Source organism: Micromonospora sp. A202, from assembly GCF_006715105.1.
In the GTDB taxonomy this organism is placed as follows: Bacteria; Actinomycetota; Actinomycetes; order Mycobacteriales; family Micromonosporaceae; genus Micromonospora; species Micromonospora zamorensis.
On the sequence record NZ_VFMP01000001.1, the window covers coordinates 4,256,222 to 4,282,442 of the forward strand.

General features: G+C 71.3%; 26 protein-coding genes. 7 read left to right on the forward strand and 19 right to left on the reverse strand.

Annotated features, from left to right (window positions below):
- Window position 1 precedes the first annotated feature (1 nt).
- From FBZ33_RS19655 to FBZ33_RS19745, 19 genes are all read right to left on the reverse strand, one after another.
- On the reverse strand, window positions 2-1,789 hold the full coding sequence (locus FBZ33_RS19655) for an acyl-CoA dehydrogenase family protein (protein ID WP_141910199.1): 1,788 nt from the start codon (window positions 1,787-1,789) through the stop codon (window positions 2-4).
- Entirely contained in the window at window positions 1,786-3,552 is a 1,767-nt protein-coding gene (locus FBZ33_RS19660; protein WP_185755350.1) for an acyl-CoA dehydrogenase family protein, read from the reverse strand. The genes FBZ33_RS19655 and FBZ33_RS19660 overlap by 4 nt, the downstream gene beginning before the upstream one ends.
- On the reverse strand, window positions 3,549-5,300 hold the full coding sequence (locus FBZ33_RS19665) for a fatty acyl-AMP ligase (protein ID WP_185755351.1): 1,752 nt from the start codon (window positions 5,298-5,300) through the stop codon (window positions 3,549-3,551). The genes FBZ33_RS19660 and FBZ33_RS19665 overlap by 4 nt, the downstream gene beginning before the upstream one ends.
- 75 nt (window positions 5,301-5,375) lie before the next feature.
- A complete protein-coding gene (locus FBZ33_RS19670; RefSeq protein WP_141910202.1) occupies window positions 5,376-6,104 on the reverse strand; it encodes a 2-hydroxychromene-2-carboxylate isomerase in 729 nt (242 codons plus the stop codon).
- Window positions 6,101-6,850 carry a 3-oxoacyl-ACP reductase FabG gene (fabG, locus tag FBZ33_RS19675; RefSeq protein WP_141910203.1) on the reverse strand — a complete coding sequence of 250 codons (750 nt, stop codon included), beginning with the start codon at window positions 6,848-6,850 and terminating at the stop codon, window positions 6,101-6,103. Before fabG ends, FBZ33_RS19670 begins: the two co-directional genes overlap by 4 nt.
- 12 nt (window positions 6,851-6,862) lie before the next feature.
- The gene (locus FBZ33_RS19680; protein WP_141910204.1) at window positions 6,863-7,378 is read right to left on the reverse strand and encodes a 3-hydroxyacyl-ACP dehydratase FabZ family protein; all 516 of its coding nucleotides are present in this window, start codon (window positions 7,376-7,378) and stop codon (window positions 6,863-6,865) included.
- The gene (locus tag FBZ33_RS19685; RefSeq protein ID WP_141910205.1) at window positions 7,375-7,755 is read right to left on the reverse strand and encodes a 3-hydroxyacyl-ACP dehydratase FabZ family protein; all 381 of its coding nucleotides are present in this window, start codon (window positions 7,753-7,755) and stop codon (window positions 7,375-7,377) included. Before FBZ33_RS19685 ends, FBZ33_RS19680 begins: the two co-directional genes overlap by 4 nt.
- The gene (locus tag FBZ33_RS19690) at window positions 7,752-8,027 is read right to left on the reverse strand and encodes an acyl carrier protein (protein WP_141910206.1); all 276 of its coding nucleotides are present in this window, start codon (window positions 8,025-8,027) and stop codon (window positions 7,752-7,754) included. The genes FBZ33_RS19685 and FBZ33_RS19690 overlap by 4 nt, the downstream gene beginning before the upstream one ends.
- A gap of 46 nt (window positions 8,028-8,073) precedes the next feature.
- A complete protein-coding gene (locus FBZ33_RS19695) occupies window positions 8,074-9,180 on the reverse strand; it encodes a beta-ketoacyl synthase N-terminal-like domain-containing protein (RefSeq protein ID WP_221629491.1) in 1,107 nt (368 codons plus the stop codon).
- A gap of 26 nt (window positions 9,181-9,206) precedes the next feature.
- Window positions 9,207-10,031, reverse strand: coding sequence for an SDR family oxidoreductase (locus FBZ33_RS19700; protein WP_141910207.1), 825 nt, complete (start codon window positions 10,029-10,031; stop codon window positions 9,207-9,209).
- Window positions 10,028-11,020 (reverse strand): beta-ketoacyl synthase N-terminal-like domain-containing protein, encoded by a 993-nt coding sequence (locus tag FBZ33_RS19705; protein WP_141910208.1) that lies wholly within the window; start codon window positions 11,018-11,020, stop codon window positions 10,028-10,030. Before FBZ33_RS19705 ends, FBZ33_RS19700 begins: the two co-directional genes overlap by 4 nt.
- Window positions 11,017-12,177 (reverse strand): beta-ketoacyl synthase, encoded by a 1,161-nt coding sequence (locus FBZ33_RS19710; protein ID WP_141910209.1) that lies wholly within the window; start codon window positions 12,175-12,177, stop codon window positions 11,017-11,019. Before FBZ33_RS19710 ends, FBZ33_RS19705 begins: the two co-directional genes overlap by 4 nt.
- Window positions 12,174-13,139 carry a hypothetical protein gene (locus FBZ33_RS19715; protein ID WP_141910210.1) on the reverse strand — a complete coding sequence of 322 codons (966 nt, stop codon included), beginning with the start codon at window positions 13,137-13,139 and terminating at the stop codon, window positions 12,174-12,176. Before FBZ33_RS19715 ends, FBZ33_RS19710 begins: the two co-directional genes overlap by 4 nt.
- A 1-nt stretch (window position 13,140) precedes the next feature.
- The gene (locus FBZ33_RS19720; protein ID WP_185755352.1) at window positions 13,141-13,923 is read right to left on the reverse strand and encodes an alpha/beta fold hydrolase; all 783 of its coding nucleotides are present in this window, start codon (window positions 13,921-13,923) and stop codon (window positions 13,141-13,143) included.
- Window positions 13,920-14,903 (reverse strand): beta-ketoacyl synthase N-terminal-like domain-containing protein, encoded by a 984-nt coding sequence (locus tag FBZ33_RS19725; protein WP_141910211.1) that lies wholly within the window; start codon window positions 14,901-14,903, stop codon window positions 13,920-13,922. Before FBZ33_RS19725 ends, FBZ33_RS19720 begins: the two co-directional genes overlap by 4 nt.
- On the reverse strand, window positions 14,900-16,060 hold the full coding sequence (locus FBZ33_RS19730; RefSeq protein ID WP_141910212.1) for a beta-ketoacyl synthase N-terminal-like domain-containing protein: 1,161 nt from the start codon (window positions 16,058-16,060) through the stop codon (window positions 14,900-14,902). The genes FBZ33_RS19725 and FBZ33_RS19730 overlap by 4 nt, the downstream gene beginning before the upstream one ends.
- On the reverse strand, window positions 16,057-17,304 hold the full coding sequence (locus FBZ33_RS19735; RefSeq protein WP_221629492.1) for a beta-ketoacyl synthase: 1,248 nt from the start codon (window positions 17,302-17,304) through the stop codon (window positions 16,057-16,059). The genes FBZ33_RS19730 and FBZ33_RS19735 overlap by 4 nt, the downstream gene beginning before the upstream one ends.
- 32 nt (window positions 17,305-17,336) lie before the next feature.
- A complete protein-coding gene (locus tag FBZ33_RS19740) occupies window positions 17,337-17,606 on the reverse strand; it encodes an acyl carrier protein (protein ID WP_141910214.1) in 270 nt (89 codons plus the stop codon).
- Window positions 17,607-18,093: 487 nt separating this feature from the next.
- Complete coding sequence (locus FBZ33_RS19745; protein ID WP_185755353.1) at window positions 18,094-19,110, reverse strand: beta family protein; 1,017 nt, start codon at window positions 19,108-19,110, stop codon at window positions 18,094-18,096.
- Between the two features lie 1,479 nt (window positions 19,111-20,589).
- Between FBZ33_RS19745 and FBZ33_RS19750 the strand changes: the two genes are divergently transcribed.
- Genes FBZ33_RS19750 through FBZ33_RS19780 form a run of 7 tightly spaced genes read left to right on the forward strand, consistent with a single transcriptional unit; the run spans window position 20,590 to window position 26,198 of the window.
- A complete protein-coding gene (locus tag FBZ33_RS19750; protein WP_221629493.1) occupies window positions 20,590-21,747 on the forward strand; it encodes a hypothetical protein in 1,158 nt (385 codons plus the stop codon).
- Between the two features lie 32 nt (window positions 21,748-21,779).
- On the forward strand, window positions 21,780-22,739 hold the full coding sequence (locus FBZ33_RS19755; RefSeq protein WP_141910216.1) for a hypothetical protein: 960 nt from the start codon (window positions 21,780-21,782) through the stop codon (window positions 22,737-22,739).
- Window positions 22,736-22,954 (forward strand): (2Fe-2S)-binding protein, encoded by a 219-nt coding sequence (locus FBZ33_RS19760; RefSeq protein ID WP_185755354.1) that lies wholly within the window; start codon window positions 22,736-22,738, stop codon window positions 22,952-22,954. The genes FBZ33_RS19755 and FBZ33_RS19760 overlap by 4 nt, the downstream gene beginning before the upstream one ends.
- A gap of 7 nt (window positions 22,955-22,961) precedes the next feature.
- Window positions 22,962-23,921, forward strand: coding sequence for an acetylxylan esterase (locus FBZ33_RS19765; protein ID WP_255509140.1), 960 nt, complete (start codon window positions 22,962-22,964; stop codon window positions 23,919-23,921).
- A complete protein-coding gene (locus FBZ33_RS19770) occupies window positions 23,918-24,889 on the forward strand; it encodes a nucleoside-diphosphate kinase (protein ID WP_185755355.1) in 972 nt (323 codons plus the stop codon). Before FBZ33_RS19765 ends, FBZ33_RS19770 begins: the two co-directional genes overlap by 4 nt.
- Window positions 24,886-25,536 (forward strand): MOSC domain-containing protein, encoded by a 651-nt coding sequence (locus tag FBZ33_RS19775; protein ID WP_141910220.1) that lies wholly within the window; start codon window positions 24,886-24,888, stop codon window positions 25,534-25,536. The genes FBZ33_RS19770 and FBZ33_RS19775 overlap by 4 nt, the downstream gene beginning before the upstream one ends.
- A complete protein-coding gene (locus tag FBZ33_RS19780; protein WP_141910221.1) occupies window positions 25,533-26,198 on the forward strand; it encodes a hypothetical protein in 666 nt (221 codons plus the stop codon). Before FBZ33_RS19775 ends, FBZ33_RS19780 begins: the two co-directional genes overlap by 4 nt.
- Window positions 26,199-26,221 lie beyond the last annotated feature (23 nt).

Sequence of the window (26,221 nt, forward strand, 5' to 3'; positions counted from 1 at the left end):
GTCAGCTCCCTGGGCGTCGGGCGGGTCCAGAGGCCAGGTGCCCCTGGAACAGGTCGAAAGTGCGGGCGGCCTCGTGGCGGGCCGTCAGGTCGGCGAAGAGCCGGTCCTCGATGTCCGGCGGCAGCGGGCCGGGCCGCAGCCCCAGCCGGGCGGCGAGCCGGTGCAGCGCGGCGCCGGCCCAGACCGGATCCGCGGATGGCGTGCCGGCGCCGATTGAGTACGAGTGCCACCAGACGGCGGCGACGGCCGCGGCGGCGAGCACGTGGGCGTAGCGGTCGGCGAGGGTGAAGGCCCGCGGCCCGGCCAGCACCGTACGGTCGCGGGGCGCCAGCGCGAGCACCCGGTCGGCCAGCCCGCGCAACTCCGTCACGAACAGCCCGGTGAGCCCGGCGAGCAGGCCCAGCGCGGGTTCGCGGCCGGCGCGTCCGACGAGGACGGGGTGCATCCGGACGAGGTCGCCGGCGAGACTGTCCGCGCCTCGCGCGTTGAGCTCCAGGGCGCCCAGGCGTAGCGGCGGCAGCGGCCCGTCGAGGTCGTACACGGACCCGGCGTCGTCGTGTTCCGGGCTCTGCGCGGCGAGGGCGGAGCGCCACCCACGTTCGGCGAGCCGGGGCAGCTGCGTCACCAGGCTGGCCTGGCAGACGGCGCTGCCGGCGTGGGCCAGGGCAACGACGGGCAGGTCCCGCGCGGCTTTCTGGAACATGGCGTACGAACCGGTCCGCAGGTAGCTGCGCGCCCCCATCTGGACCGAGAGCCGGTACGACGACTCCTGCAGCAGTTTGGGGACCAGGTACTTGACCGCGGCGGCGCTGACACTGGTCTCGCCGGGCCGCAGGTGCAGCGAACGGCCGACGACGGAGGCGAAGGCGTCGCAGACGAGCAGGTCGGCGAAGCACCCGGCGAGCGTGGTGCGCGCCGACGGCAGGTCCGCGAGGCTCCGGCCGTAGAGCCGGCGGTCGCGGGCGAAGCCCAGGACGGTCCGCAGCTGGGTGTCACCGACGCCGACCACCATGGACGGCAGCACGGCCCGGGTCACCTGGAAGACGCGCAGGACGGTCTCCATCGCGCCGCCCTCGGCGCCCAGCAGGGCCTCCGGCGGCACGACGCACTCGTCGATCTCGATGCCGCCGAGCAGGCAGCCGCGCACGCCGGAGACCGGATACCGCTTGTCGCGCCGTACCCGGCCCGCGGGCAGCGCCGTGAGGTCCACCAACAGGTGCGAGTGTCCCCGGCTGCCCGGCCCCTCGGCCGTACGGGCGAAGAACACGGCCAGCTCGGCGCGCGAGATGTTGTTCACGAGCTGCTTGCCGCCGTCGAGCACGAACCCGTCGGGGCCGGGCGCGGCGGTGAACTCGGTCCGCGAGAAGTCGCTGCCGTGCGCCAGTTCGGTGTACGCCGCCACGACCCGCCCGCCGGCGAGCAGGGTGCGCGCCACCCGGGCCTGCTGTTCCGGCGTGCCGTCGGCCCAGACCGGGAGCCCGGCGATGAAGCTCGTGACGCCGTACCCGATGCCGAGCGCGCAGTCACGCCGAAACACGGCGCGCATCAGCTGCCCCAACCGATCGGCGCGTTCGAACCGCCCGCCCAGGTGCGCCGGCACGAACTCGGCGTTCAGCCCGAAGTCATGCAGCGCGCGTTCGCCGTCGGCGAGAAGCACGCCCCGCTCGTCAGCGGCGAGCACGGCCCGGTGCCCGAGCGGGTTCGCCGGGTCGTCGCCGGGGCCGAGCACGTCCTCCAGGCGGGCGGCCCGGGTGCGGTAGCCCTCCTCCGGGCGGATGTCGACCGTCACGGCTCCTCCTTCGCCAGCTCGCAGGGGAACATGGAGAACAGCTGCCCGCCGTCGTGCTGGGCGCGGAGGACCGGCAGCAGCGCGTCGACGGCCGGACCGTCCTCGTCGTCGAGGTCTGGCTCGCCGGTCAGCCGGCGCAGTAGCCGGGCGAGTACGGCATCCAGCCACGCGCCCCTCTGCCACAGCGGATCGGCGGCCCGGGCCGCGAAGCCGGCCAGGAACAGGTGTGTGCTCGCCGCGGCGGCGTACAGGACCGCGTAGCGACGGGCCAGCACGAACGTCTCCTCGGTGACGCCACGAGGCGATGGCCGGACGGTGGAAAGCTCCGCGTGCACGCTGTCCGCCACGTTGCGCAGGCGGGCGCAGCGGTCGGCGAGGGCGTCCGGGATGTCGTGGCGACCGGCCAGCTCTTGGATGCCGGCCACGGCGGCGGGCAGGCTCTGCACCACGCTGCTGCCGGAACGCGAGTAGAGCGCGAGCCGCTGCGGCTGCAACGGCGGGGGCGGCCCGTCGAAGGTCACCGCCGCCGCGAGGCCGGGCTCGTCGGTGTGCCCGGCGCGGTAGCCGCGTACCAGGGCCGGGAACTGGTTGACGAGCAGGTTGAGGTTGACCGCGGTGCTGCCGTCGAAGATGCCCACGATGCGGTGGTCGCGGTCGAGCTTCTGGAACGCCCCCTCCTCGTGGTCGTCGACCAGCATCGCGCGGGCGCCGAGGACGCCGCGCAGACCGTCGATGACTCCGTCGCCGAGGCTCGGCACGAGGTACTTCACCACCGCCGAGGCGACGCTCTGCTCGGCCGGAAGGGCATGGATGCTGCGGACGCCGACGAGGCTGACCGCCTCCATCGCCAACATGTCCACGTAGGACTCCGCGAGCGTACGGGCGGCCTGGGGCAGCTCGGCCAGCGGGCGGCCGTACAGCCGGTGGGTGCCGGCGAACCGCATCGCCAGGCGCAGCGCGTGGTCGGTCATGCCCAGCGACATGGCCGAGCAGAGCGTACGGGTGATCTGGAAGCCCTTGAGGATCGTCTCCAGGCCCTCGCCCTCGGCCCCGATCAGCGCGTCCGCGGCGACCCGGGCGCCGGTGAAGGCGATGCCGCTGATGTCGGCCCCGCGGACCCCATGCGTGGGCACCGCCGGCAACGCCCGCCAGCTCCCCGGGGTCAGCGCCGCCTTGTCGACCAGCAGGAGGCTGAAACCGCGAGCGCCGCCGGTGGGGTTCGTGCGGGCCAGCACACAGACCATGCCGGCCCGTGTGGCGTTGTTGATGAGCCACTTCTCGCCGTCGAGACGCCAGCCGCCCGAGGCGAGAGGTGTGGCGCTCAGGTCACCGGCGAGCAGGTCGCTGCCGTGCTCGTGCTCGGTGAGAGCCAGCGAGACGACCTCGCCGGCGCTCACCCGGGCGGCGAGCGCGGCGGCCTGCCGGTCCGACCCGGCGACCCACACCGACACCGCGCCGAGGTACGTCTTCACGTGCGCCAGCGCGACGGTGAAGTCACGGCGGCTGAGCACGCGGATGAGTTGAGCCAGGTCCTCGCTGTCGCGCAGCGCGCCACCGTGGGCCTCCGGCACGAACCACCGCGGCAGGCCCAGCGCGTCCAAGCTGCGGCAGATGCCGGCCGGGAACCTCTCGTCACGGTCCAGCGCGGCGCTCTGCTGCGGGGTGAAGGTTCGCGCCGCGCCAGCGAGCAGCTTCTCCAGCTCGGCCGCCAGAGCGTGCGGCGTCCACCGCCCGGCCAGGGCGTCCAGGGTCACGCGGCTCACGAGCGGGCCCCGCCCGTCGCCGCCGGTGTCCGCAGCGGACGCGCGGCGCCGCCGTGCAGCGCCGGGTCCAGCTCCTCGTGCCACGCCTCCAGCTCGCCGCGCAGGAACAGGTCGCGCATCAGGTTGCGCTGGATCTTCCCGCTCGTCGTGCGGCGGGTGCGCCCCACGCGCAGCAGCACGAGCCCGGCGACCGCGACGCCGAGGCGCCGGGCCAGGGCGGTGCGGGCGCGCCGGGCTAGGGCTTGCAGATCCTCCACCGGCACGCCGCGGCCGCGGATCTCCTGCGTCACCACGATCTCCTCGTGGGTGCGCCCGGGCGGGCGGACCGCGAACACGGTGGCAGGCAGGCCGTCGAACGCGGGGTCCAGCGCCTGCACCTCCCGCTCAAGGTCGTGCGGGTACAGGTTCCGGCCGTGCACGATGATGATCTCCTTCAGCCGGCCAGTGACGACCAGCTTGCCGTCGTGGAACGCGCCGAGGTCACCAGTACGCAGGAAGCCGCCGTCGCCGCCCGCAGTCGTCCCGCCGAACGTCCGCGCGGTCTCCTCCGGCCGCCGCCAGTAGCCCTGGGCGACGCTTCGGCCGCGGATCCACACCTCCCCCACGACGCCCGGCGCGGTCTCGGTGAGGCGTATCGGGTCGACGATGCGCACGTCCAGGCCCCGGACGACGCCGCTGGCGGCCACCTCGACGGCGTCCGTGCTCGCCTCGGCGAGCCGACCCTGCTCGAGCGCCGCCGGGTCCACCCGGAACACGGCGGGTTCCTCGCGCACCGGCGTACCGGAGACGTAGAGAGTGGCCTCCGCCAGCCCGTAGCCGGGCAGCAGCGCCGAGGGTTTGAGGCCCACGGAACGGAACCGCTCGGCGAACCTGGCGAGCGTACGAGCGTCCACCGGCTCGGCGCCGTTGCAGGCGTAGCGCCACCGCGACAGGTCCAGACCGGCGATCTGCTCGTCGCCGAGCCGGGCACACAGCTCGTACGCGAAGTTCGGCGCACAGGAGATCTCGGCGCCGCAGCGGTCGATCAGGCGCAGCCAGGACACCGGCCGCTTGAGGAAGTCGGTGGCCGGCATCAGCACCGCTGTCCCGCCGAGGTAAAGCGGCGCGAGCATCATCGCGATCAGGCCCATGTCGTGGTACGCCGGCAGCCAGCTACACCACGTCATCCCGCCGTGCCACCCGTGGCTGTCCCGCATCAGGGCGAGGTTGTGGGCCAGGGCCCCGTGGTGCACCATCACGCCCTTGGGCTCGCTGGTCGACCCCGAGGTGTACTGCAGGAACGCGAGCTGCTGCCGCTCCGGCAACGGCGGTGTCCAGTCGGACGGGTCGGCCCGCAACGCCTCCTGCACGGTGAGGATCGTCGGGACGCCGAGCCCATCGCCGGACAGCGCCTCGGCCATGTCGGTCAGGAGCAGCTCCGCGCCGGTGTCGCGGGCGATGCCGGCGGTGCGCTGGGTCTGCGGGGCGCGGCCGCCCGGCGGCGGGACGGGAACGGGTACACGGCCCGCGTACAGGCAGCCGAGGAAGCCCTTGAGGAACGCCGTGCCCGGGGCGCAGGAGAGCAGGACCCGGTCCGCCGGGGCGGTGCGGGCCCGTACCGCAGCGGCCACCGCGCGGGCGGCAAGATCGAGCTTGGCGTAGGTCAGCCGCTCGTCGCCGTCCCCGGCGCGGAACCGGACCGCGACGTGACCCGGCCTCTCGGCCACCCGCCGGCGCAGCGCGCCGGTGAAGCTGTCGAACTCGGGCACCTTCCCCCCGTTCCGTCGATCTGCCACAAGCTTTGCCGCCAGCGCTATATCGCCCCTATACGGCCGTTGCCGCCGTCAGCCGCACCCGCCGGCGTGTCCGTCGTCGACGCCGGGCGGCGGGGGCACGGTCACCAGCCGGCCCGCGTCCACGGGCGGCTCGGCGCGGACCGGGTCGGCCGCGAGCGCCTCCAAGAAGGCGGGCAGCCGGTCGATACCCCAGAACTTCTGCCGCCGGTGCATGAAGAACGGCACGCCGAAGACACCGTCGTGGTCGACGGCGAGCAGCGCCTGCACTCCCTCGGCGCGCAGCACCGCATCCTCGGCCGCACCGGCCAGCTCGTCACCGTCGAGTCCGAGCACCGTCGCCATCTCCGCGACCACCTCCCGGTCGCAGATGTCGCGGCCCTGCTCCCAGCGCGTACCCGCGGCCTGGGCGATGAACGCGGGGCCGAGCCCGTGCCGCCGGGCGGCCAGGTACGCCAGGTGCGGCACCTCCCACACCGGGTCACGGTCGACCGGCCAGGTCAGGCTCAGCCCGCGCGCGGCCGCGAGCCGCCGTGCGTCCTGCAGGATGTAGTGGTGCTTCTGCCGGGACATCGGCACGTACGGGAAGCTGCCGCCCGCCTCAACCAGCATCGCCAGGCTCCGCTGGTCGGGCTCGAAGAACGGCACCCACTCCAGCTGCCCGGCGACCTGCGGGTGGTGCGTGAGCAGGTCCCGGTACGCGAGGTACGAGTACGGGCTGCGCAGCGAGAAGTAGAAGCGCGGCGGACGCTGGGAACGCCGCGCCGGTCCTGCGCTCACAGCGCGATGCCGCCGTCGACCTGGAACACCTGCCCGGTGACGTAGGAGGACTCCGCCGAGATCAGGTACGAGACGAGCGGCGCGACCTCCTCCGGCTTGCCGAAGCGCCGCAGCGGGATGCGGCCGAGCATCCCCTTCGTCGCCTTCTCCGACATCGCACCGGTCATGTCGGTCTCGATGAACCCCGGCGCGACCGCGTTGGCGCGCAGCCCGTACGGGCCGACCTCCTTGGCCAGCGACTGAGTGAACCCGATGATCCCGGCCTTGGAGGCCGAGTAGTTCGTCTGCCCGGCGTTGCCGGCGACCCCGGCGACGGAGGAGATCGTGACGACCGCCCCGACACCGCGTTTGATCATCGGGTAGATGGCCGGCCGGCAGACGTTGTACGTCCCGTCGAGATTGGTGCGCATCACCGCGTCCCAATCCTCGCCGTCCATCATCACAAGCGGGCGGTCGCGGGTCACGCCCGCCGACGTGACGATACCGGTGACCGGGCCCAGGTCGCGCTCCACGGACTCGACGAACTCGGCGCTCTCCGCGCGGTCCCCGACATCCACCTTGCGGGCCAGCACACGCCGGCCCAGCCCCACCACGGCCTTCTCCACCTCGTCGGCCGCCGCCACGTCGGACCGGTAGCAGAACGCGATGTCGTACCCGTCGCGGGCGAGGCGCATCACGACCGCGCGGCCGATCCCCCGGGAGCCGCCGGTCACGATGACGACGCCGGAACTCTGCTGCTGACTCATGCCGCTGCCTCCTCAGGCGAGCGCACCGGCGAGCGCCGGTGCGGGAATGGACAGGGTCGGCGCCGGCAGCTCGGTGACGTCGCGCAGGGCGACCACGAAGGAGCCCACCCGCAGCAGTGGCGCGCCCTCCACCCGGCTCTCCCCGGCGAGGATCGCGGTGCCGTCGAGGGACTTCACGAGCTGCACGTGGTGCTCGATCACCTGCCCCGGGAACACCTGGCCCTCGACGGCGATCTCCTTGATGGAGCCGGCGAGCTCGACCTTGCCGGCCAGCACGTCCGGGTTCGGGCACTCCCAGACCGCCAGCAGCACCGCGGACTGCGCCCACGACTCGATCACCAGCGGGATCGGGTACGAGTAGTCTCCGGCCTCGCCGGCGAAGCCGGCGTATACCGGCTCGTTGGCGGAGACGGCCTTGCGGGTCGTCATGCGCTCGCCGGCGACGACCTCGGTGACCCGGTCGACGAGCAGGATCGGCGTGCGGTGTGGGATCGTGCGGCTGATGCGCTCCAGACCGTACGTGCTCATCGGGACTCCCTCGCGTAGCGCAGGCGGACGTCGGCGACCTTCCCGCGGCCGGTGCGCACCTGGGCCCGGCAGACCAGCTCGTCGCCGTCCGCACCGGTGACCGTCACCTCGGTGACCACCCGGTCACCGGGGTAGACGGGATGCAGGAACTGGCACCGGGCCACCGCGGTCAGCCGCACGGCCCGGCCGCCTTCGCTCCAGTGCTTGACGGTCCGGTCCGCCGCCTCGATGAGGTAGACGCCCGGCAGCACCGGGAAGCCGGGATAGTGCCCGATGAGCACCGGGTCGGCCGGGTCGACCGTGAAGGCCGCCGCGGCACCGTCGGCGTCGCGTCGCAGCGGCTGCAGCGCCGCGCCGAGCGGGCTCGCAGCGCTCACCCCTGCTCCCGCAGCTTGCGGTTCAGCAGGTCGTAGGTGGCCTGCAGGGAGGTGATGGCGGGCAGCTCCTTCTCGTCGAGCTTGACGCCGTACTCACGCTCCAGCCGGACGGTGATCTCCAGCGCGAGCAGCGAGTCGACCTCGAGGTCGTCGGCGAAGTGGGCGTCGTCGGTGATCTCGGCAGGGTCGATGTCGAGGACGGTGGCGATCCGGGCCCGCAGCTCCTCCTTGTCGATCGTCAGGACGCTCGCCGGGCGGGCTGTGTCGGTCATGGTTCTCTCCATTCTCAGTGGCGGATGGGGGTGGATCAGCGGGCGTTCAGGCGCCCGCACGCAGCACGACGCATCCCGCCTGTCCGTCGGGGTCGACGGACGTGACGAGGACGGTGTCGCCGGGAGCGGCCAGGGCCAGCGCGGCTGCCAGCTGGAACGCCGAGGATGCGGCCGACGCGTCGCCGAGCAGCAACCGCAGCCGCTGCCGGCGGGGCGTGTGGCCGGCCAGCACCTCGTCGAGGGCGGCCTCCTCGCGGGCGCCGAGCGCACCCCCGAGGTCGGAGGGGACGACCAGGCGGACATCGCCCGCCGGCACGTCGGCCTCCTTGAGGGCTTCGGTGACCGCCCGCGCGACCGCGTGCTGGGCGCCCTCGATACGGCTGAACGCGAGGAAGCGGGCAGCGGCGATCGTGGCGAGGGGCATCCGGCCATGGGCGAGCGCCCGTCCCGCGGGCTCCAGCAGGAAGAGCGCGCAGCCCTCGCCCAGCGGGCCGGCGGGCTGACCGGGCGCGGACCCGGCGAACCAGCCCCGGTATTCCAGCCAGGCCCGGTCGACCGAGAACTCCTCGACCGCCCCGCACAGCACCGCCGCGCAGTGGCCCTGGCGCAGCAGCCGCGAGGCGTAGCGCAGCCCGAGCAGGCAGGTGAGCCGGCCACCGGCGACAGTGGTGTTGGGGCCCTTGATCGAGTGCCAGATCGCGCTCTGCCCCGCCGCCCGGTTCATCACCGTGTTGGGAAAGCGCGCCGGGTCGACGTGGAACGGCTTGTCCCCGGCGAGCGCGTCGCGGGTGAAGTCCATGATGCTCTGCACGCTGCCGTGCCCGGTGCCCAGCACCATCCCGATCTCCTCGGGGTGGTCCGCGGTCAGCCCAGGCCCGGCCGACTCCAGCAGCGCCGCCGTGGTGGCCACGGCAATCGCGGTGGCCCGGTCCATCGACCGGGTGCCCTTGCGGCCCAGCACGGTGCGGGCGTCGAACTCCGGGATCCGCCCGGCGCGGTCGAACGGCCCGGCGGTACCCGGTTCGGCGGCGGTGATGGCAGAGCGCTGCTCCCGGACGCCGTCGATGAACGGCTGCGCGCCGAGACCGTACGGGGACATGGCCGACCAGCCCGATACGACCAGCGGGTCCGCGGGCAGGAATGTGGTCATCATGGTGCGACTCCTCAGCTTCCGCAGGGCTACGAGGGGGACGGTCCCCAGGCGCCGGCGGCCGCGTGGAACTCCCCGCCGTCGACGCCGATCGTGTTGCCGGTGATCCAGGACGAATCGGTGCGTGCCAGCAGCGCCACCGCCTCGGCGACGTCCTCCGGCTGGGTGAGCCGCCCGTGCGGGTTGTTCTCCGCGGCGCGGGCAACGTAGCCGGCGTGCTCGGGGATGAGCTGGAGGGCGGGGGTGACGGTGACGCCCGCCCGCAGCGCGTTGACCGCGACCCGGTGCGGCGCGAGCTCGCAGGCGAGCTGCCGCACGTGCGACTCCAGCGCCGCCTTCGCCGCGGACACCGCGCCGTAGCTCGGCAGCGCCTGCCCGACCCCGGCGCTCGTCATTGCGAACACCTTGGCGCCGGGACGCAGCAGGCCCGCGGCGTGCAGGTCCTGGGTCCAGTAGACGAGGCTGTGTGCCATCACGTCGGCGGTCATCTCCAGCTGCCTCGAGGACAGCGTCCTGTCCCAGCCGTCGCGCGGCAGGAACGGCACGAGCGAACCGAAGGCGAGGGAGTGCACGAGGAGGTGGATGCCGGTCCTGCCCGTGAGCTCCCGCAGGGCGGCGACGACCCGGGTGCGCGTCTCGCGGCTCGCCGCGTTGGCGTTGAAGAACTCGACGCGCACGTCGAAGTCGCGCAGCTGGGTCACCAGCTCCGCCACCTCGCCCTGGCGGGCGGCGGTGTCGAAGTGGACCCCGGCTACGTGCACGCCCTCGCGGGCCAGGCCGAGGCAGATCTGCCGGCCGATCCCGCTAGACGCGCCGAGGACGAGGCACCACGTGCCGGAGAGGGACTTCATCATGGCCGGGACTCCTGTCCGGGAGACCGATGGCGTGCGCCGGGGCGGCACGCCAGGGTGATCGCGAGATGTCCGTCGTGGACGGCGGTGACGAGCAGGGTGTCGCCCGGCTCGCCGGTGAGGGCGTCGGCGAGGTGCAGCGCCGGGGTCAGGCAGCCCAGCGGCGACTCGGTGCGGTGCTGGGTGACGTCCGACCCGGCCAGGGCGGCGGCCACCGTACGCGCGGTCAGCTCCGCAAGGCCCGAGCCGTCGAGGATCAGCCGCACCCGCAGGCCGGGCGCCGCATCGCCGGTGACCCGCCGGACGGCGGCCCTGATGGCGACGGCGGCCCGTTCCGTGCCACCCGGGGCGGCGAGGACTTGTGGCGGCACGAACAGCGATCCCGCCCGGAGAACGGGCGTTTCCTGCCGGCCGTCGCTCGCCTCGAGCACGAGGGCGACCGCGCCCTCCTCGCCCGGGGCCGAACCCGAGCCGGCGTCCGGCAGGTGATGCTCGGTAGCGGCCACCAGGGCCACGTCGCAGCGACCGGCCCGCAGCGCGCGGGCACCCGCCTCCACGGCGTCCATCGCGGCTGTCCGCGGGGAGGCCATGGTCAGCGCGAACGCCTTCAGGCCGTGGTCGGCGGCGACCCGGTTGCCCAGGACGTTCAGCGCGAAGTACGGCGCGCTCACGGGCGCCAGCCCCTCCGCGCCTTCCGCACTGGCGACCTGGCGGTCCATGTCGTCGAAGAGGCGTCCCAGTCCGCCGTTGGTGGCCAGCGCCAGGCCGCGGCGTACCTCCGGGACCTCGGCCAGGCCCGTGCCGCCGGCGGCGTGCCGGGCCGCGGCGAGCGCGTACTGGGTCGCGGGCGGCAGGTAGCGATATCCCCGCGCACCTAGGCGGGTGCGATGGTCGAACCAGCCGGCCGTTGTGTCCGTGCCGCCCAGCGCCGCCGTGGCGCTGTCGCCGCCGGGGCTCACCACCGCGACCGCGGTCACCGCAACGGCGCTCATGCCGCCTCCAGGACCAGGGACACGTTGTTGCCGCCGAAGCCATACGCGTTCACCAGCACCCGGCCCCCGTCGAGCGGGACCGGCCCGTCCTGGGGCAGCGACACGTCGCACTCCTCGTCCTGCTCGTCGAGGCGTACGTTGGGCGGGACGCTGCCGTGCCGCAGGATCTGGGCGCCAGCCACGGCACCGAGCGCGCCGGACGCCCCGCCCGTGTGGCCCAGCAACGCCTTCAGGCTGTAGAGCGGTACGCGGCCGGCGCGGGCGCCCAGCACCCGGTGCAGCGCCCGGCTCTCCAGCGCGTCGTTGAGTCGGGTGCCGGTGCCGTGCGGCACGACGCAGCCGACCCCCTCGGCGCCGCCGGCCTCGGCGAGCGCCTCGCTCATCGCGCGCACGATCTGTTCCGCCTCCGGCTCGGGCGCCGTGGGATGCCCCGCATCGCAGCTCCAGGCCGTGCCGGCGAGCCGCAGGCCACGGCCGGGCACGGCTCCGCGCGCCTCGGCGTGCTCACGCGACTCGAGGACGAGCATTGCCGCGCCCTCGGCGAAGACCGTGCCGCCCCGGTTCCGGTCGAAGGGGCGGCACCGCTGCGGGTCGACGGCGCCTAGCCGGTTGAAGCAGCCCAGCGCCACCCGCGAGTACGCGTCCGCGCCACCGGCGACGACCACGGAGGCCTCACCCGCGCGGATCATGTCCGCCGCGGCGCCGAGCGCGTACCCGCCGGCGGCGCAGGCGTTGGCGATGTCCTGGGCGGTGCCGAGCACCCCGAGCGCCCCGGCGACCCCGGCCGCGAGCCGGAACGGCGGCAGCCAGCCCTGTTCCGGTGCGACATCCCCGCGCCGGTCGCTTTCGTTGATGCCCGGCTCGCCCATGCAGCTGCCGACGACGACCGCCACCCCGGCACCGGCCTCGGCGGGACCCAGCCCGGCGTCGCGCCACGCCTCCCGGGCCGCAGCGACAGCGAACCGGGTTGCGCGCGCGCCGGTCAGATCCCCGTCCGGGGCGAGGTGGATCAGTGGGCGGTCCATCACCGCCGGCGGATCGGCGGGGCGGTCGGGGCGGCGGGCCGCGGCGTCCGTCATGGCCTTCCACAACGCGTCCGCGCCGGTGCCGTGGCACGAGACGGCGCCGATACCGGTGACCATGACGTCGGTGGTCATGCCGACGTACCGGCCAGGGCGGCGTTCATCCGGTCGTCGAAGGTGACCAGGCTCCAGTCGCGGCGGTTCTCGATGAGGGCGTACCCGTGGGTGATGGTGCCCGTGGAGGTGTGCACCAGGGCGCCGTCGCGCACGACGTACGTGTCCATCCGGGCCGTGTACGTGACGTCCTTGAAGACCTCCTCGACGGTGAAGACCGTGTAGAGGTCCTCCTCCATGCGGGCCTCGTCGAGGACGGTGATCCGCGAGCGCGGCACGACCGGGATCCAGTTCTGCTCGTCCAGCAGCGTCTTGATGGACACGCCGCGGTCCTCGAGGAACAGGTCCACGACCTCCTCCATGAGCCGCAGGTAGCCCGACATCTGCACGCGCTCGGTGAAGTGGCAGTACCAGTACGGCATGCGCCACTTCCAGGCGAAGGCGTTGCTGCCGGCGGTCAGCTGCTTGATCAGGTCGTCGGCGTCGAGGTTGACCTCGGGCGCCTCGACGTCCCAGCCGGGAGCCGCGCCCAGCTGCGACACGACATGCGGCTGCAGCACGGTCGGGATCGGCTGGTTTCCCCCGCCGCGGGGGTCGTGGCGCAGCTGCACCCGTACGGTCGACGTGGCGGCCTTGACCAGGCCCTCCTCCCGGGCGACCTGCAGCACGACCCCGAACAGCAGCTCGCCGTCGCGGGCGCGCCGGTGCGGGCGGACCGTGGCGGTGACGACGTCGTCGATGTGCAGGGCGTGCACGATGCGAGTGTCGATGTCCACGAGGTCGGTGCACAGGCCGTACGTCTCGTAGATCGCGCCCGGCGGCAGCCCGCCCTCGCGCAGGTGGTTCAGCACCGACTCCTCGACGAGGTAGTTGACGTGCTTGAAGCCGATCCAGGTGCAGATGTTGGAGCCCTCGTAGCGGGGCCGGATCGTCAGCTCGGACGGCTCCGTCAGCGACAGGGTCGGGGCCAGGGTCAGGGTCACGTCAGCTCCTTGAGGTGGTGGTCAGGCGGACGAGCTCCCGCAGCAGGTCCCCGGCGACACCGGCGCAGTGCCCGGGTCGCTCGGCCATCGGGAAGTGGCCGCAGCCGGTGAGGATCTCCAGCCGGGCGTCGGGCAGGCGCGCCGCGAGGGCAGCGGCATCGCCGGGCGGCGCGCAGAAGTCGTCGGCGCCGGCCACGATCCGCACGGGCAGGTCCAGCGCGGCGACGTCGAGGAACGGAGTACGCAGGTACGCGTCGAAGAACCGGGTCCAGCCGTACGGCCCGATCCGGTCCCGCACCCGCCGGGCCATCCCCGCGACGACGTCGTCCCCGAGCCGACCGGCGGACCGTACCCGCAGCCCCTCCTCGAGGATCCGGTGGAAACCGTTGAGGTACGTCGAGGCGGTGTCCCAGGTGAAATCGCCGGGGGTGGGGCGGTGGAAGGGCGCCAGCACCATGGCCGAGCGGGGCCGGTCCGCATTGCGGGCAAGCCACTCCAGAGTGAGCGGTACCGCGAAGGAGTGCGCGACGACGACGTCCACCGTGCCCGGCATCGCCACCAGCGAACGGCCGATCCACTCCGCGGGGTCGCCGCGGTGACTCCACGCCGGGTCGCTGAACGAGCTCCACGGCAGCTCCGCCATCCACACCTCGGCGCCGCCCGGGAGCTCGTCCGTGAACGGCTCCCACACCGCGTCGTTGCCCGCCAGGCCGGAGAGCAGCAGCACCCGCTGCGGTGCGTCGGAGGTGGCCGGGCGGATCAGCCGTGCGCCCGTCGCCGTCACGGGGCGTACGAGGACAGGACGACCGCGGCGGCCGCGTCCTCGCCTCCCGCGTCACCGATGCCGGCGGTGGCGAGCACGGACCCCGCGTGCGGGCCGCACAGCCACGCCGCTGCGGCCACGCACTGCAGGACACCCAGCGCGCCGGAGGCGGGTCCTAACGTCGCCGACAGGTCGATGCGGTGCGCACCCGTCACGACATCCCCCATCGGATCGGACCCGCGCTCCGGCAGGCACCACAGCCCGACCGGGGCCGCTCCCGCGGTCACCTGGGCGACGGCCGTCGTGAGCGAGGCGCGCCGCGCGTAGCGCCCGACGACGGCCAACGGCCGCACGCCCCGGTCGAGGACTGCCGACTCGGCTTCGAGCACCAGCGCCGCCGCGCCGTCGAACGGCTCCGCGGTGACACCGGAGCTGGACAGGACGTGGCGGACCGGCGCGTTGTCGGGCTCGGCCCCGGCGACCAGCACCCGGTCGGCGCGCCCCGCGGCGATCAGCAGCGCCGCCCAGTGCACGGCGTCGAGGCCGGAGGTCTGCCCGTTGCACAGGGTCAGGTTCGCTCCGCGGAGGCCGTACGTGATGGCCAGCCAGGAAGCGACGACGTTGCTGGAGGTGGCGGGCAGCGTCATCGGGCTGGTGCCGAGGTAGGTGTGCTCCGCGATCGCCTGCACGGTGTCGCAGACGGTGTCGACGTTGCCGAGGTTGGTGCTGACGACCACGCCGACCCGCTCGCCGGGCACAGCCACCCGGTCGTCCTCGCCGACCAGGCCGGCAGAGCGCAGCGCGTCGCGGCCGGCGACCAGGGCCAGCTTGGTAGCGCGGTCCTTGTAGCGCAGTCCGCGGCCGGTGAGCCGGCGCACCGGGTCGGCGGGGGCCGGGTCCCGCCGGTCCCCGCGCGGCTGCAGCAGATCGCCCGCGTCCTCGAGACCGGCGACGGCGAGCCCGAGCCCGGTCACCACCGCGCGCCGGCCTTCGGGCGTCATCGCGTGTCCTCCGTGCTCTCGATGACGGCCACGGCGTTGAGGCCGCCGAAGCCGAAGGAGTCGATCTGGGCCAGGCGCATCGGCTCGCCGGGCCGTACGGCCGCGCCGCGCGCCAGCCGGAACCCGGAGACCGCCTCGACCGGGTCGGTGAGGCCGAGCACCGGCGGCACGACGCCGCGGCGCATCGCCAGCACCGCGGCAACCAGACTGTGCAGCCCCGACGCCCCGGCGGTGTGGCCGGTCATCGACTTGATGGCGGTCATGTGCGGCATTGGCTCCACCCCGGCGAAGACCGCGCTGATCGCCTCGGACTCCGCCTCGTCGTTGAGCGGCGTGCCGGTCCCGTGCAGCAGCACGAGGTCGATGTCGCCCGGGGTGATCCCGGCGCGGCTGTGGGCCTCCTCGGTGACCGCGGCGATGCTCTTGGCCTGCGGGGCGGACGGGTGGTACGCATCGCAGTTGACCGCGACACCACGCACCCTCGCGTGGATCCGGGGCGCGGGACCGGGACCGGCGGCCTCCCGGCGCAGCACGATCGCGACGGCGCCCTCACCCTGCAGCATGCCGCGCCGATTGCGGTCGAAGGGGCGTACACGGTCGGGGGCCTCGGGATAGCAGCGGTCCAGCAGGCCGTACGTGCTCTCCGTGAGGGTGTCCACTCCAGCGATCACCACCGTGTCCGCGTGCCCGAGGTCGAGCAGGTCGGCGCCGAGGGCGAGGGCGTACAGCGAGGCGGAGCAGGCGTTGACGACGGTGTGCGTGTCGGCGGCCCGGAAGTGCTGCCGCAGCGCCGTGCCGAAGTGCAGATCCCTTACGTGGAACGGAACCTTGTCCCGCCAGGACAGCTCGACCGAACGCAGCTCGCGCAGGGTGGTGCCGACCAGGACCGGCACCTCGCTCAGGTCGTCGCCCAGCCCCGCGTCCGCTGCTGCCGCCGCGACGGCCTGCACGAGCCAGCGAGTGGCGCGCAGCGGCTCGTCGGAGCCGAGTTCGGGGCGGTCGTCGATCTCGTACGCGACCTGCGCCCGGAACCGGCTGCGGTCGAAGCCGCGCAGCTCGTCGATGCCGCTGCGGCCGGCGACCAGCGCGGAGAACATCTCCTCCGCGTCGGCGCCGACGCTGGCGACCGCGCCCATGCCGGTCACGATCCAGCTCATGCCGCGCTCCGGTACCGGCGCATGATGAGCACGGCGTTGTTGCCACCGAAGGCGAGCGCATTGTTCTGCACGATGTCCAGCTCCATGGCGAGCGCCTCGTTGGGCACGCAGTCCACGGCGCACTCGGGGTCGGTGACGCGATGGTTGACGGTGGGCGGGATGAACCCGCGGGAGACCGCGATGGCGCAGGCCGCGGCGGCCACCGCGCTGGCAGCGCCCATGCTGTGCCCGATCATGGACTTTATCGAGATGGTGCGCGGCACGGCGTCGTCGCCGAACACCTGCCGCAGCGCCCCGCACTCGGTGACGTCGTTGGCCTTGGTGCCGGTGCCGTGCGCCGAGACGAAGTCAATCTGGTCCGCGGTGACACCCGCGTGCCGGTGGGCGTTGCGCACCGTACGCGCGATGCTGTCCCGGTCGGGCGCGACGGGGTGCAGCGCGTCGCAGGCGAGCCCGTACCCGAGCACCTCGGCGTAGATGTGCGCGCCGCGGGCCAGCGCGGAGTCGAGGCTCTCCATCACGAGGATCCCGGCGCCCTCCCCGGTGAGGATGCCCTCGCGGTCCCGGTCGAACGGGCGGCACAGCTCCGGGGCGATGGTGCCGAGCCGGTAGAAACCCGTGAACGTCTTGCGGCACATGGCGTCCGCACCGCCGCACAGGGCGATGTCGACGTCGCCGCTGCTGAGGGCGTCGTACCCGGACCCGACCGCGTAGTTGCCCGCCGCGCACGCGGTCGGGATGGTCACGGCCTCGACGTCCTCGAGCGCGAGCTCGCGGACGATGCCGGCGGACAGCCGGCCGGCCGAGACCCGCCGGGCCCGCACCGGGTCGTAGGACTCCGGCCCGTCGCGGAGCCCTGCCTCGACCAGCTCGTCGAGGTCGCGGGACTCACCGTCGGTGGTGCCGACCGAGACCAGACACCGGCGGGCGCGGACGTCCTCCTCGGTGAGGCCGGCGTCCGCGACCGCCATCCGGGCGGCGGCGACCGAGAACTGGCTCGCCCGGCCCAGCTCCGCGGGGTCGAGGCGCTGGATCCAGGCGTCCGGCTCGAAGTCGTCCACCTCGCAGCCCTGGGCGTGGGCGAAGCCGGCGGTGTCGAAGGCGGTGATCGCCTTGACACCGCTGCGCCCCTCCCGCAGCCCCGACGCGAAGGCTTCGACGCCGGTGCCGATGCTGGTGATGACACCGAGGCCGGTGATGACGACCCGGCGGCGCGTGGCGCCCGGTGCTGGAGCGTGCTGCATCATCTCACCCATCTGCGGTCGGAGCCGGGCGGTCAGCGGCGCGAGGTCTGCTCGACGACCTGGTAGATGCCCTGGAGGTTGACCATCCGGCTCAGCTCGGCCTGGTCGATGGTCACGCGCTGGCTGCGCTCGAGGGCGGCGAGGATCTCGATGGCGCTCAGCGAGTCCGCCGCGTGGTCCTCCTTGAACAGGCTGGTCTCGCTGACCTCGTCCTCCTCAAGCTCGAGGATGTCGCAGACGATCGTCTTGATCTCCTGCTTGCGGGCGGCATCAAGGCCAGCGGTCAGGTCGGCGTTCGGCATGTCGGCTCCATTTGGTTCGGGGGCGCGCCGGCTGGGAGGGGCACGCCCTTTGTCGGGCAGGTCGAGAGTGCCGCCGGCGGCTATACGAGCCCTATACGGACCGTGGGGTCGGCGGCGTCCGCGCAGGTCCACACGCCGCCCGAGGCCGCCTCCGCGCGGGTCGCCAGCCGTCCTCCAGCGCCCTGCCGTCCCCGTCGTGCCCGAGGGCGGCCGGATACCAGCTCTGTTCCGGATACCACTGGTCGAAGCTGGTGGAGACCAGTCCCAGCGGTACGACACCAGGCGCTCGACGAGCGCAGGAACGTCTCACCGGTGACGTCGCGCAGCACGAGCTCGGCGATCGAGAAGTGGGCGCTTCTCTTGCGGAACCCCGAGGCGGGTGGCGTCTCCGGGCGTACGGCCGCGAGCACCTCGGTCGGTCAAGGGCGGGAACGGCTCCGCCGGTCGATGGTGGACGGCCGTAGCCGCGGCGAGGGCGCAACCCACCTCAACGCCGACCGGACCTACCGAGTTGATCCATGACCTGCGCGAGGTGGTGCGAGGTTGTCCAGGCGCGCCAGTTTGCGGCGTTGCCGGGCCCGCCGACGCCGTCCGCCCGCGCAGCGATCTGGTGATCGCCCCAGGAGAAGTCTCGTCCTTGTATAGGCCAATGGTCGGAGGCAACCAGTTCCTTGCACAGGTCGTACATCGCGTGCCTGTCGGCTGTGACTTGGGGCCAACGGTAGATCCACCACACCTCGTCGTCGCTGTAGCGGAGACTGGGCATAGGTCGCCAAGCCGCTCCGGCTATCCCGGGGTGGGCGATGCCGTAGTCCGCGTACTGAATGCCGAGGTCCTGCACGCGTTGCCACAGCTGCAGGTCCCACCGCCGTAGGGCTGTTGGCCTGTGGACCGGGAGGTGCGAGATGCTCTGCGGCATGGCGCCGGCGGCAACAGTGATCGAACGCCAAGGGTAGCGCCGGGCCCAGGACGCGCATTTGCGCACGACCGGTTCAACTCTGGTCAGGTCGCGTTCGGATCGCACCTCGGACACGTCGAGGACCAGGTGGCAATGCTCGATGGTCAGGCCGATTTCATTTTGAAGGCGATCCAACGCCTCCTCGGCTTCCCCGTCGTCGGGGCCACGGTTGTCGCTACCCAGCCGGAGAATCGTGTGGCCGCTATGGAGGTCGGCCGCGAGTCGCACGTCGGCCAGCCGTGCCTCGGTGTCGTACAGGTGGAGGACTGGCAGCATCGGGATTCCCCAGGCGGCGAGGTCGTAGGCGATGTCGCGCAATGGCAGACGCACGCCCTCGGTTGGGTCGCTGAGATGCCGAACATCAACCGCGATCCTCAGATCGGCCGGAGCCGACTCGCGTACCTGGTTGACGAATCGGTAGGCGTCCTTGATGGGGCCGTTGGCGGTCGCGACTACCTCAAAGATCGGCAATATGTGTGAAACCAGGGCCGTCGGCAGGTGCGCGAACGCCTTGAACTCGCCTTCCCGGCCTTTGAGGATGGGCATGTACGTGACCATGAGTCCGCCCTTGCCAGCTTCGCCCTGGGTCAGTCACCTCCATCCATGGTCAACGATTAGTAGCTGGTTGACAACTCATCGTCCAAGTTGGCCGGCGCGCGGAGGCAACCCGGCCAGCCCGGAGGAGTGGTTGTTCATCACGCGGCCCAATCAGCTCGACACGGCAACTCGGCCCCGTCATTGGCCCGGGACCACAGTGAGGTGATCTGCATGGGCACCCGGGTGAGGGTCGAGTCCTCCCGCTCTCCCCCGAGCCAGCAATAACATCACAAGGACGGTTTTGATTTTCAGACCATTCAGGGATATCGGGGCGGAACCTCGCCCGCTCATGCCAGGGCCTCAGTGGTTGAAAAGGCGCGGTAGATAACGTCAGTTGACACAATGAAGCCAGCCGACAATATTTTTGCAAACATGATCCAACTCCCCCGTCGACGCGAACCGCCACACGGGGGCACACACCACCAATCATTGTTCTGACCGCCGTGGCGGCCACTCGAAACGACCGCAAACGAGATGTCCCAGCCCTCACATTCACTCCTATCATCCCGGCGGCATGCCGCTTTGACCACTCCCATATCCGCCGGGGAGATGCCGACGCATGACCGTTCGGTGGACTGAGTTGGAATCCGGCTATACCGCCAAAGCTCGCAATGCTCAACGCAGAAGTGACGGTGTTCACACAACGTCACTGTCCGCCCACGCTCCGCGCGTTCGGCGTGACGCGCAGCGAACGTGTGGGACTGCTCGCCTGAGCGCACCGTCACGAAGCGATCACGCACAGGTCATACTCGGCGTTCTTAGCAGCGCCTCCAGCGCGCCCAACCGGCGCTGCAGATCCGCCAGCTGGGACATGACGCGGTCGCGGACTTGCGGTGAAGACGCGGTGACAGCCGGTTGACACGCGAAACGAATCCGCTTACTTTGATGATCGTCGTTGGAACGGGCGATGCTTGCATCGCCCGTCGACCCAGGTCGCCTCAAGCATCTGGGCAGTGCATTTCGCTGACGACTGCGGCAATGTTGACCACGGGGATAGTTCCAGCGGAATTTCGCATGGAGCATGGCCGGCCATCGTCTGTCCTGGCAGGGCGACGAGGTCGACGGGGGGTGCAGCTTTGATGTGTCTGCAGATGAATGCCGATTCGGGCAGCCGCAATTCCGGCCACTGGGCTGACGTGGTTCCTGTGACACTCCGTCGAGGGTGACGGTCAGCCTGCCTGTGGTTCTTTCGGCCCGATCCGCACGGCTGGCTTGAATCGCGCGTGCCTTGGCATGCGTCAGCCGTCGTCGGCATTTCAGTGAGCCCTTTTTACGACTCACCCTGCTTCAAACTCACGGGAGGCCTGTGTGGCAATTTCTGATTTCACTCCTTCCTCGAAAGCCTGGGTCGATCCGGCCGGTTCATTCGGTGCGTTCGCGGAGCGACGTGACGGTCTCATCAGCGTCGACAAGTACGAGGCGCGTGGGTTGGGCGTCGACGAGCCGTACTTGGTCCCGTCCCTGCCGGTCGAAGTGCATTGTCACGGGCTGGGCACGGTGGACTTCTCCAACTTCGCCGAGATCGACCTCTTCGCGGTCGACCAGCACGCCGCCTCCGAGGGCCTTCTCTGCATCCCGACGCTCTATCTGCGCCAGGAGCGGCTCGACGGATTCGTCGCCTTCATGCGCGAGTTCGCGGCCCTGAAGGCGGACGGCAAGCTCCCGTTCGTGCCGGCCATCGCACTGGAGGGCCCCCTCGTCGCCAGCTTCGGCGGCACGCCCGCCTCGTCGGTCTGGGCTCCCTCCAAGGAGGAATGGGAGAAGCTCGCCGGCTGCGGCCCGCTCGGGCTGGTCTACATCATGTTGTCACCCGACGCCCTACAGTCCAGCTCGTATCTCGCGGCCCAGTTCACCCCGGACCATCCGTCTCTGGAGTGGATCGTGACACGGCTCGTCGAGAGCGGCGTACGCCCCGCGCTCGGTCACTTCGCCAAGGAAAATCCGCAGCTGGGTGCCGACTGCATCGAGGAGGTTCTCGCGGCCGCCGAGGCGGCCGAGTGTCCGCACTCCGGGGTCCGGGTCGTCACCGACCACCTCTTCAACGAGATGCCGCTTCTGATCAAGCACGCCTTCCGCACCTCCAAGGCCCGGGCGAACCGCGACCAGCTCCTCGCCACGTACGACCTTCCGTCGTGGAACCTGGCCGATCTGCACGAGCAGGTCGGACCCGTGCCGGCAGCAATCATGCGGGGCGCCCACCAGGGACGCATAGCGGCATGCCTCAACTTCGACGGTGAGCACGTCGACTTCGCGATCGCCAAGCGTGCCATCGAGATCGTCGGCCCCTCGAACATGATGCTCATGACCGACCGCAGTGACGTCGCGCGTCTGGCGGGCCAGGACCTGCACCAAGAGGCCGGTAGCGACCTGTGGTATCAGGATCAGGGCGTGGTCGCCGCGGGGACCCAACCCATCGATCAGCAGATCGAGAACGTGCGGGCGCTCGGAGTTCCCGAGGCTGACATCTGGCACCTCGTGTCGTTCACCGCTTATCGCACCTTCTTCCCCGAGCTCGAACTGAACGCCGGGCCGTTCGACAAGGGCTGTTTCGTGGACGCGAGGCGGCGCCGGTTCGCGCTCATCTAGGGCCGCACGACGCCGCGGATACGGGGGCAGTGATGGACGAGATAACCATGGATGGCGGCGGGAACGCCGCGCCGCGAATGCACGACATTCCGGCAGACGTGTTGGCTGCGCTGACGCGATCGCCGGTGAAGGCTCGGTTGTTCGGGGCCGACAACTACTTCCGGGAAGCGGTCTGGACCTTCGGGGGTCACGTACACGAGGTCCTCGGGATCGCCTTGTGTGTGCTCAAGCCGGAAGCCGCCGTGGGCCGACGGTACGGCGTCGCACTGCAGGCTCTGCGGGAACACGGCTTCGCTCCGGTGGACGTCCTTCGGGTACGGCACAACCGCCTGACGATCCGCGAAACCTGGCGTTTCCAGCTGAACTTCGCGGATCGGTATCGGATCGCCGCGATGGATCTGTTATTGCAGTCCCTCGACTGTGTGCTGCTGGTCCTTCGAGACGATCGGTACCGGCCCAATGGGGTGCCTGGAGCGGTCCGGCTGGCCTCTCTCAAGGGACCGGCCACTGCCCGGCTCCGCCGGCCCGATCACCTGCGTGAACGTCTCGGCGCCATCAACGGCCTGATCAATTTCATCCACACCACCGACGAACCGCTGGATGTGCTGCGGGACCTGAGCGTGTTGTTGCCGCCGGCGGATCGGGAACGCGTTCTCCGGCGGATGTGCGCGCGCCACGACGCCGGTCCGGAGTGTACGCAGACCTTCGCGGCCATCGAGGCCGTCACCGAACCACACGACCTGGACGTGGGCAACAGCTGGAAACGGCTGTCCGATTCCGACGCCCCGGCCGGTGACCTGGCACGCAGGCACCGGGCAGGCGAGCCGATCAGCCCGGTGGAACTGCTCGCCGCCGCTCACGATCAGCACGCGCAGCCGCGGGACTTCTGGGATCTACTCACCGTGCTGACCGACACCGTGCGCTTCAACGTCCCGGACATCGAACGGATCTATCCGAACGTCCTGCTCGAAGCGTGGCAGGAGGCGGCGTGAGCACTCATGTCTGCGTCTGTCACCGCGTCGACGAGGACGAGATCGTCAGCTGGATACGGCGCGGTGTCGTCACGATCGACGGCCTCGGCGAGTACTGCGACGCCGGCACCGGCTGTAGTGACTGTCACGAGATGCTCGAAGAGTTGATCGAGGACTTTTGGACCGACGACGTGGCGTTACGAGCCGAACCGGAGGCACCGATTGGCTCCCACTGACGGCGCGTTGCGACAGTTCTGGCGAGAGGCTGTCCGGCAGATCGACGGCACTCCCCTGGACGCGTCCCGCGTCGCGGTGAGGAGCAGCCCTCTGGTGAACCACACCGTCTACGACATCTCCTTCGCGGGCGCGCACGGCCACCGCATCAGTGGCTGGTTCCTGGTTCCCTCCGGGCAGCCCGAGCCTCTGCCGTGCGTGGTGCAGTTCCTCGGCTACGGCGAGGGGCGGGGACATCCGGTGGACCGCCTGTTCTGGCCGGCGTTGGGCTATGCCACCCTCGTGGTCGACACCCGCGGCCAGGGCGGATCCTCGGGGCGGCCGGGTGCCACCCCCGATCCGGTCGGACTCGTCCATCCTCAGGTGCCGGGTTACACCACGCGTGGAATCCTCGACCCGGCGACCTACTACTACCGCGATGCCTACCTGGACGCCTATCGGGCGGTGGCGGTCGCCGCCGGGCAGCCGCAGGTCGACCCGACCCGCATCAGTACGGCCGGATGCAGTCAGGGCGGTCAGTTGGCTCTGGCGGCGGCGGTGCTGAGCCCCGGTGTCGCTGCGGCTCTGATCGAATCGCCCTTCCTCTCCAGCGTCGGGGATCTGAATCGGCTTCCGGACCGCCAGCCGTACCGCGAGATGCTGCGGTTCGCCAGAAGCTATCCGGACCTCCTGCCTGGGGCTTCGGACACGCTCGGCTTCTTCGATGTCGCCAGGTTGGCGGCGTATGGCAGGTGCCCCGCGCTCTTCTCCATCGCCGGTCGTGACGAACGCTGTGCGCCGGAGACCGGTCAGGCGGCTCACGCCGCCTACACCGGGGACAAGCGCCTGCACGTCTGGCCACTCGCCGAGCACGCCGCCCCGAACACGGCGTTGCGGCTGGCCGAGGCCGACTTCCTCGCGGAGATCCTCTCCCAGCGGCGCGACAACCCCGATCCTCCCATCCTCGCGCAGGAAGGATGTCGACGATGACGACGCTTCGTCAGGAGAAGTCGCCGGTGGACCGGCTCAGTGAGATTCCGCCCGATGTACGCCACGCCGCGACCTGGTCCAGAGAGAAAGCGGACCTCTACGCGGTCGACCAGTACTTCCGCGAGGCCTGCTGGACCTTCGGGGACATCGTCGCCGAGATGCAGAGCGTCTGCCTGTGCATGCTCAAGTCGGAGGCAACCGTCGGCCGCCGGCTGGTTCCCGCGCTGCACGCCCTCGAACAGGCGGGGTTTCGCCCGGTTGACGCCATCCGCTTCCGGCACGACCGGATGACCATCCGGGAGGTGTGGCGCTACCAGTTCAACATCGCCACCCGGCACCGGGTCGAGGCGATGGACGTCATCCTGCCCAGCACCGACACGGTCGCTCTCGTCCTGCGTGACGAGCGCTGGACGTCCAAAGCGGTGCCGGCGGCGGTCCGGCTCAACGCCCTCAAGGGGCCGGCCGATCCCGCCTTGCGGCAACCCACCCATCTGCGTCACCAGCTCGGTGTCGTGCGGGGTTTGTTCAATTTCACCCACATCTCCGACGAACTCGCCGATGTCATGCGTGAGCTGGCCGTGATCAGTGACGAGGCGCGCCGCATGCAGACCCGGGAACGCATCCTGGCGGACCACGACGCGCGTGCGGAGGTGCTGGAGATCTTCGCGGATCTCGAGGCGCGGCACCCCGCGCACGACTTCGACATCGAGCGCAGTTGGGCCAGTCTGGCGGTGGACGAGGGGCCGGTAGCCGAGGCCGCCCGGCGCCGCGCGCGAGGTGACACGCCATCGCTGGACGAAATGCTGGCGCTCACTCGTGCGGTGCCCATCGAGGCGCCCCGACGGTGGGATCTGCTGACGGTGGTCACGCACCTGCTCGGTGACATGAACGTTCCCGGTGTGACTCCGACGGTGCCGAACGTCACCGAGGACTGGCGTCCCGGAACAGTATGTCCAGCCGGATCATGAACGCCGTCCTCTCGACCCTCAATCTGGGCGTCGAGCGCCGCGGCGCCTGGACCGGTGTCGGCCGTAGCGGCATCGACAAGCAGCCCGTTCATCATCGCGTCATGGCCCGTACCCATGGTCTGGAGGGCGATCTCGTCGCCAACCTCGCGGTGCACGGTGGTCCGGACAAGGCCGTCTACGCGTTCGCCCGAGAAGACGCGGTCTTCTGGGAGGAGGAGCTGAAGCGCCCGGTTCCGCCGGGCAGATTCGGTGAGAATTTCAGCACCGAGGGTCTGGACATCACCAACGCCGAGGTGGGTGAGCAGTGGGCCATCGGCGGCGCGGTATTCGAAGTCATCCGCGCCCGTAAACCCTGTCGGGTGTTCGCCGGCTTCTGGGAGGTCCCAGACCTGGTCGAGCGCTTCATCGCGCACGGCGCGCCCGGAGCCTACCTGCGCGTTCTCCAAGAGGGGTCGGTCGGTGCCGGGGACCCGGTCGAGATCGTCAAGAAGCCGGGACACGGCGTGACCATCAACATCATGTTGCGGGCGCTGACCACGGAGAAGCACCTGCTTCCACTTTTCCTCGACGTTCCGGAAATGCTTCCCAAACACCATGAGAAGGCCCGCCGCTGGTTGGCCACCCAGAAGAAGGAGATCGGCACATGACACAGACGACCGGTGTTCCCCTGATCGACCCCGCCCGCCTGGCCGCCCTGGACTGGACGGACATGCCGAAGCTGCTGGGGCCGTTGGAGGAGCTCCTGGACGAGCTGGCCAGCTCCCCGACCTGGCTCAACGATGCCTTCGACCACGTGCTGCGCACGCCTGAGCTGCTCGCACAGTGTGAGCGGCTGCAGGAGCTCGACCGGGTGGTGCTCGTCAGCGACAAGAACAGCGACGTCCGCGTACGCCTCCACCTCTTCACCGGCAGCGACTTCGACCGGCCGCACAACCACCGGTGGAGCTTCGGCAGTCGCCTGCTGCACGGCACCTACCAGCACTACCTGTTCGGTGACTACGACGAGCTCGACACCGAGACGCGGATCGGTACGCCAGCCCTCGTGCGCGAGGAGAAGGCCGGTTCCGGCTACCTCATCCGCCACACCATGGTGCACACCGTCGCCTCGCCGCCGGGCACGACGTCGCTCATCGTCCGCGGCCCCGCCGAGAAGGACCGCTTCGTGGTCATGAACCGGGACACCGGCGAGGCCTGGTGGCAGTACGGGCAGAAGGCCGAGAAGCCGGAGGACCAGGAGAAGCGGCGTCTCGGCGCGGAGCGGGTCGAGGAGATCCGGCGGCTGCTGATCAGTCAAGGTGTGATCAAGTGACCCAGGCGACGCTCCAGGAGCCG